General features: G+C 63.5%; 3 protein-coding genes and 1 rRNA gene. All 4 read left to right on the forward strand.

The annotated features are described in order from the left end of the window. Positions 1-13 precede the first annotated feature (13 nt). On the forward strand, positions 14-2,956 hold the full coding sequence (leuS, locus tag BSTEL_RS00760; protein ID WP_034525913.1) for a leucine--tRNA ligase: 2,943 nt from the start codon (positions 14-16) through the stop codon (positions 2,954-2,956). Positions 2,957-3,116: 160 nt separating this feature from the next. Continuing rightward, the gene (locus BSTEL_RS12530; RefSeq protein ID WP_051922712.1) at positions 3,117-3,986 is read left to right on the forward strand and encodes a ComEA family DNA-binding protein; all 870 of its coding nucleotides are present in this window, start codon (positions 3,117-3,119) and stop codon (positions 3,984-3,986) included. Beyond that, a complete protein-coding gene (locus BSTEL_RS00770) occupies positions 3,986-5,812 on the forward strand; it encodes a ComEC/Rec2 family competence protein (RefSeq protein WP_034525915.1) in 1,827 nt (608 codons plus the stop codon). The genes BSTEL_RS12530 and BSTEL_RS00770 overlap by 1 nt, the downstream gene beginning before the upstream one ends. 729 nt (positions 5,813-6,541) lie before the next feature. After that, a 16S ribosomal RNA gene (locus BSTEL_RS00775) occupies positions 6,542-7,454 on the forward strand; the annotation flags it as partial.

Genomic DNA, 7,454 nt, shown 5'->3' on the forward strand with positions numbered 1-7,454 from the left:
ATTATCGTGCGGTATGAGTGAGACCGAACCGAAGTTCCGTTACAACGCCGCTCTGGCGCAGGACATCGAAAACAAATGGCAGAAGAAGTGGGATGAGGAGGGCACCTTCTGGGCCGCCAACGTCTCCGGCGACCTGAAGGACGGCAAGGGCCGCAACGCCGAGGGACGCCCCTCCTACTTCGCGATGGACATGTTCCCCTACCCGTCCGGCAAGGGCCTGCACGTGGGCCACCCGCTCGGCTACCTCGCCTCCGACGTGGTGTCCCGCTACCACCGCATGAAGGGCGAGAACGTGCTGCACGCCATGGGCTACGACGCCTTCGGCCTGCCCGCCGAGCAGTACGCCGTCCAGACCGGCCAGCACCCGCGCATTACCACCGAGCAGAACATCGCGAACATGTCGCGTCAGCTGCACCGCATGGGTCTGAGCTTCGACGACCGCCGCACCTTCGCGACCATCGATCCCGGCTACGTGCGTTGGACCCAGTGGATTTTCTCGCGCATCTACGATTCCTGGTACGACGAGGACGCCACGAACCCGTCCGGCACGAAGGGCTCCGCCCGTCCGATCTCCGAGCTCGTCGCCAAGTTCGAGAACGGCGAGAAGGCCATTCCGGGCCACGAGACGGACGGCAAGACGTGGGGCGATTTGACCGAGGCCGAGCAGCAGGACATCCTCAACGACTTCCGCCTCGCCTATATCTCCAAGTCCCCGGTGAACTGGTGCCCGGGTCTGGGCACCGTGCTCGCCAACGAGGAGGTCACCGCCGAAGGCAAGTCCGAGCGCGGCAACTTCCCGGTCTTCCAGCGTGAGCTGCGCCAGTGGTCTATGCGCATCACCAAGTACGGCCACCGTCTCATCGAGGATCTCGACGGCATCGACTGGCCGGAGAAGGTCAAGCTCATGCAGCGCAACTGGATCGGCGAGAGCCACGGCGCCTCCGTGCACTTCCAGGTCGAGACCCCGAACGGCACGCGCGACATGGAGATCTACACCACGCGTCCGGACACCCTGTTCGGCACCACGTTCGCCGTCGTCTCCCCGGAGCATCACCTGCTTGAGGACGTGCCCGCCGAGTGGCCGGCCGAAACCCCCGAGGATTGGAAGGGCGGCTACGCCACTCCGGTCGAGGCCGTGAAGGCGTACCGTCTCGCCGCCGAATCGAAGACCGCGAAGGACCGCGTCGACGAGGCCGGCGAGAAGACCGGCCTGTTCACCGGCCTGTACGCCATCAACCCGATCACCGGCGCGAAGCTGCCGCTGTTCACCGCCGACTACGTGCTCATGGACTACGGCACCGGCGCCATCATGGCCGTGCCGGGCGGCGACCAGCGAGACTACGATTTCGCCGTCAAGTTCGGACTGCCGGTCATCTACACCGTCAAGCCGCTGCCGGAATCCGGCGACGACCTTGCGAACTACGAGGGCAAGGCGCCGTTCGTCTCCCACGACGGCATCGTCATCAACTCCTCCGTCGAAGCGACCAAGGCGAAGGGCGACGCGCTCTCCCTCGACGGCCTGCGCGTCGACGACGCCATCGCCAAGGTGAACGCGTGGCTGGAATCCGCCGGCGTCGGCAAGGGCACCGTCTCCTACCGTCTGCGCGACTGGCTGTTCTCCCGCCAGCGCTACTGGGGCGAACCGTTCCCGATCGTCTACGGCGAGGACGGCACCCCGCACCTGCTGCCCGACTCCGCGCTGCCCATCAACCTGCCGGACGTGCCCGACTACCAGCCGCGCACCTTCGACCCGATGGACGCCGAATCCAACCCCGAGGCGCCGCTGAGCCGCAACGAGGACTGGGTGAAGGTCGAGCTCGATCTGGGCGACGGTGTGAAGACCTACTACCGTGACACGAACACGATGCCGAACTGGGCCGGCTCCTGCTGGTACTACATGCGCTACATCGACCCGACCGACACGGCCCACATGGTCGAGAAGGACGAGTTCGACTACTGGATGGGTCCGAACCACAACAAGTATTCGGGTGATGAGGGCGGCGTGGACCTGTACATCGGCGGCGTCGAGCACGCGGTGCTCCACCTGCTGTATTCGCGCTTCTGGCACAAGATCCTCTTCGACCTCGGCTACGTGGATTCCGCCGAACCGTTCCACAAGCTGTTCAACCAGGGCATGATCCAGGCGTACGCCTACACCGACGACCGCGGCCAGTACGTGCCGGCCGACGAGGTCGTGGAGGGCCCTGCCGACGAGAACGGCGAACCCACGTTCACCTGGAACGGCGAGCACGCGAACCGCGAGTTCGGCAAGATGGGCAAGAGCCTCAAGAACATCATCACGCCGGACTACATGTACGAGAACTACGGCGCGGACACGTTCCGCCTGTACGAGATGAGCATGGGTCCGCTCGACGAGTCCCGTCCGTGGAACACGCGCAACGTGGTCGGCGGCATGCGCTTCCTGCAGCGCCTGTGGCGCAACGTGGTCGACGAGACCACCGGCGAGGCGCACGTGAGCGAGGACGCGCCGGATATGAAGACCCTGAAGCTCCTCAACAACACGATCGCCGAGGTGACCGTGGAGATGGAGAACATGCGTCCGAACACGGCCATCGCCAAGCTCATCGTGCTCAACAACCACCTGACCTCCCTCAAGGCCGTGCCGCGCGCCGCCGTCGAGCCGCTGATCCTCATGCTCGCGCCGATCGCCCCGCACATCTGCGAGGAGATGTGGCAGCGTCTCGGCCACGCCGAGTCCCTGTCCGCCGCGCCGTGGCCGGTCGCCGACGACAGGTACGTCGGTCAGGATACGGTCACCGCGGTCGTGCAGATCAAGGGCAAGGTGCGCGCCAAGCTCGAGGTCTCCCCGGACATCGACCCGGCCGAGCTGGAGAAGCTCGCGCTCGAAGCCGTCGCCTCCCGTCTCGGCGGCAAGGAGCCGCGCAAGGTGATCGTCAAGGCCCCGAAGATCGTCTCGATCGTCCCGGCCGAATGATTCGCCCGCGTTATCCGCGTCGCGTGTCCCGCGTGACATGTGACACGGATAGCACACAATAATTAGACAATCGCCGCGGCGAATGTGAAGGATTCTGAGGCTCTATCCACATTCGCCGGAGCGTTGGACTCGACGCCCATGCCTCATCCACAGTGGAGGCATGGGCGTTCGTCATAGTGGAAACGAAAACGGTCGCATCCGATACGACGGATACGGCAATGCCGACGGCATCGGAGGCGCCGGTGCCGTCGGTTTCGATGATGCCGTCGGATACCGTGATGCGGTCGGATACGAAGGTGTGGTCGGATACGGTTCGGCGGACGTGTCGACCGCGTACGATGCGTTCCCGTCGTATGGCGGGCATGCGGACTTCGCCGTGCCGCCGGTTTCGCTGCCTCCCGTCGCGGACGACGTGCGGCCGAAAGTCGCGCTCTCCGAACTGTCCGGCGTGCGCGGAACTGACAGGGACGAGCATTTCGCCGACCGTGCCCGCCATGGCCGACCGAGGTTAAGATTCGGTGCCACGCAGGCGCTGGCGATGATCCTCATCATGGTGATGGCCACCTGCGCGAGTCTCACCCTGCTCATACGACAGGCCGTGAACTATGCGGCAATCGAAGCGGCGTCCGGTACGTCGTCGGCCGCTTCCGGCGGTGGTGCGACGGAGAAAGACGACGGCGGGGGTACGCCATCGAACGGTACGACGGCGGGTCCCGGTACGACGGATGGGCCGACGTCGAACGGTTCAACGGAGGATGGCGCAGTGGGGGAGTCCGGCGGCGGGGCGGCAACCGGTTCCGGCACGGCGCCGGGGCAATCGCCGTCGCAGCCGACGGATACCCGCGTCGACCTGAACACGGCCACGCTGGAGCAGCTCGACGCCATACCCGGCATCGGTCCGGTCACAGCGCAGAAGATCATCGATCACCGTGCGACAATCGGACGGTTCAGCAGCGTCGACCAGTTGCTCGACGTGCCCGGCATCGGCGCGAAGACGCTGGAGAAGATCAGGCCGGAGGTGAAGGTCTGATGAGCGAGCGGTTGGAACGTGGCGGCGATGACCGGCGACTGCTCCCCGTCGCCATCGCCCTGTGGGCGTCCTGTCTGATCGCGCGCGAAGCGTTCTCCCGATGCATGGCGTTGTTCGCCGGAAGAAACGATTCCGGAGAAGGCGGTTTCGGCGGAGAGGGCAGCTCGGTGACTCCGATCATCGCCGTATGCGTCGTGACGATTGCCGTCCTTCTCGTATGGATCGTGGCGGAACGATGCGCGCGCCGGGGCGTCGGCCGCATGCTGATCGTCGTGTGCGTGGGAGCGTTTCTGCTGGGCGTCGTCACGACATGGGCCTCGGAATCGGCCGTATGGTTCGATCCGGCGACGATCCGCGCGCGCGACGGTCCCGTCCGCGTCACCGCACGACTGCGCGTCATCGAACCGGTCGAAACATCGTCCATGCGAGACGCCGACTGTCAGGCGGAGACCCGTCTCGTCAATCTGGATGATGGTGCCGTCGCGACGCGATCACATGCGCAGGTGCGGCTGCTCGTGTCGGGTGCCGATTGCGGACGACTGCATCGCGGCGCCGGCTATCGGGTGAGCGGGGAACTGCGGGAAGCGGAACTCGGTGCGACGCCGCTCTGGCTGACCGTCTCCGGAGACGATGACGACACGGCGACCGATGCCGGGGCTTCCGGTTCGATGCCGGACATGTCGGGCATACGCATGACCGAACGGCAGCCATTGTTCGATCGGTGGCGTGAACGCGTGCAGGAAGCCTTCTTCCATGCGACCGACGGCCTCGACGATTCCGGACGGATCCTCGTGCCCGGACTCACCATGGGATTCCTCGGACAAGATCACGTGGGAATCCCGGAATCGGATTCGGCAGAGGATTCTGCAGAGGATTCGACAGAGGATTCGACGACGGGAGACGATCCGATTGATGAAACCTATGCGAGCCGACTGGAGGATTGCTTCCGCCGCGCCGGAATCATGCATCTCATGGCCGTGTCCGGCGGACATTTCGTCATCGTCGCCGCGCTGATCCGCAGAGTGGGCGCATACTTGCTTATGCCCCGGCAGGCGGTCGCGTGCCTGACCGCCATATCCACGACGCTGATGGCGGCGATGATGGCGCCCGGCGACAGCGTCACCCGCGCACTGGTCATGGGATGGTTGTCGGCCGCTGCGCTGTTCGTCGGCCGACGCTCGCAGGCGTTGAGCGCGTTATGCGTCACCGTGATCGTGATGCTGCTGACGGCCCCCGCCTTGGCATGGAGTTTCGGCTTCGCCCTATCCTGTGCCGCCGTGCTCGGCATCATCCTCATGGCACGACCCATGGCCGCCGTCATGGCATTGCTGCTGCCCGATGCGCTCGCCGACGCGATAGCCATGACCGTCGCCGCGCAGGTGGCGACACTACCGATTCAAGTGCTGATGGAACCACAGTTGCCGATATGGTCGGTTCCCGCGAACATCCTCGTCGCACCCGTGGTCGCATTCTCCACGATGACCGGTCTCGCAGGGCTTGCAGTCGCATGGGCGAACATGGATGCGGCGCGTCTATGCGCATGGCTTTCCTCATGGGGCACGCGGATCATGGAACAGGTCGCGATGCGTCTGGGGGACGGGAATCAGGCGACGATTCCATGGATGGAAGGCGTGGCGGGTGCTTGTGCGATTGTCGTATTGGAAGCGGCGACGATCGTCGGCATCAGGCTCGTGTGCCGATGGATTTCGCCTCCGTCCGGAGCCCATATGCTGCTCGGCGACCCGTTCACCAGCAACCCCCGCAACCGCCTCCGCCTCTGGTGGCAGGACACGCATCGTATGATTAGCAAGCTCACTTGGAGCTGAGGATGGTGACTGTGGTGTTTGCCACCGGTGGTGGGTGGGTCGTCGCTGGTGGGTGGTGGTCCACCCCCACCCGGCTTCGCCGGGAGCCCCCGCCGGCGGGGGCGTGTTTCGTGTGTGTGGTTTCGTGTGGTGCGTGTTTCGTGTGTGTGGTGTGTTGTGTCCTCCCGCTGGCGGGAGGTGGCGCGCGGAGCGCGTCGGTGGGTGGTTGTCGGGTTGGGTGGATGTGTGGCGTGGTGTCGTGTGGGTGTCGTGTTGGTGAATGGGGTGGTTGGTTTGGTTGAATTGTTGTGACACGCCGTGTGTTGGTGGTTTTTGGTGGTGTGGTGGTGTGTCGGTGGGGGTTATGATGTGGTTGTGGGGCTTGTTGGGCCTGTTTTCGACACGCCGGTGGATTGTTGTGTTTACAACGTTTCCGGGGTGGTTTTGTCGTGTGTGTTTGCGTGCCGGGGTGGGTTGGTGTATGTTTATCTCTTGCTGCCGGTCGGCTTCTGGTTCCTGCTCTTGTGTGGTTCCGGGGTTGGCTGTGTGTGGTGGTTTGAGAACTCAAGAGTGTGTTGTACTACTTACTTCTTTATAGTCAATGATTGCCAGTCCGATGCCCGCTTCGGTTTTCCGGAGTACCCGAGGGGGTTTGATGGGTGTCGGGGTTTTTGTGCGAACCTCTTTCCTTATTAGAGGTTCCGTCAATTGTTTTTAATGAGGGTCATTTATGGTTCTCTTTGCAAGTTTTTTGTGGAGGGTTCGATTCTGGCTCAGGATGAACGCTGGCGGCGTGCTTAACACATGCAAGTCGAACGGGATCCTTCAAGCTTGCTTGGGGGTGAGAGTGGCGAACGGGTGAGTAATGCGTGACCGACCTGCCCCGTACTCCGGAATAGCTCCTGGAAACGGGTGGTAATGCCGGATGCTCCAGTTGATCGCATGGTCTTCTGGGAAAGGGTTACTGGTATGGGATGGGGTCGCGTCCTATCAGCTTGTTGGTGTGGTAATGGCGCACCAAGGCTTCGACGGGTAGCCGGCCTGAGAGGGCGACCGGCCACATTGGGACTGAGATACGGCCCAGACTCCTACGGGAGGCAGCAGTGGGGAATATTGCACAATGGGCGCAAGCCTGATGCAGCGACGCCGCGTGCGGGATGACGGCCTTCGGGTTGTAAACCGCTTTTGGCAGGGAGCAAGGCGTTTTTCGTTGAGTGTACCTGTGGAATAAGCACCGGCTAACTACGTGCCAGCAGCCGCGGTAATACGTAGGGTGCAAGCGTTATCCGGAATTATTGGGCGTAAAGGGCTCGTAGGCGGTTCGTCGCGTCCGGTGTGAAAGCCCATCGCTTAACGGTGGGTCTGCGCCGGGTACGGGCGGGCTGGAGTGCGGTAGGGGAGACTGGAATTCCCGGTGTAACGGTGGAATGTGTAGATATCGGGAGGAACACCAATGGCGAAGGCAGGTCTCTGGGCCGTTACTGACGCTGAGGAGCGAAAGCGTGGGGAGCGAACAGGATTAGATACCCTGGTAGTCACGCCGTAAACGGTGGATGCTGGATGTGGGGCCCTTTCCACGGGTCCCGTGTCGGAGCCAACGCGTTAAGCATCCCGCCTGGGAGCTACGGCCGCAAGGCTAAAACTCAAAGAATTGACAGGGGCC

The organism is Bifidobacterium stellenboschense (genome assembly GCF_000741785.1).
In the GTDB taxonomy this organism is placed as follows: domain Bacteria; phylum Actinomycetota; class Actinomycetes; order Actinomycetales; family Bifidobacteriaceae; genus Bifidobacterium; species Bifidobacterium stellenboschense.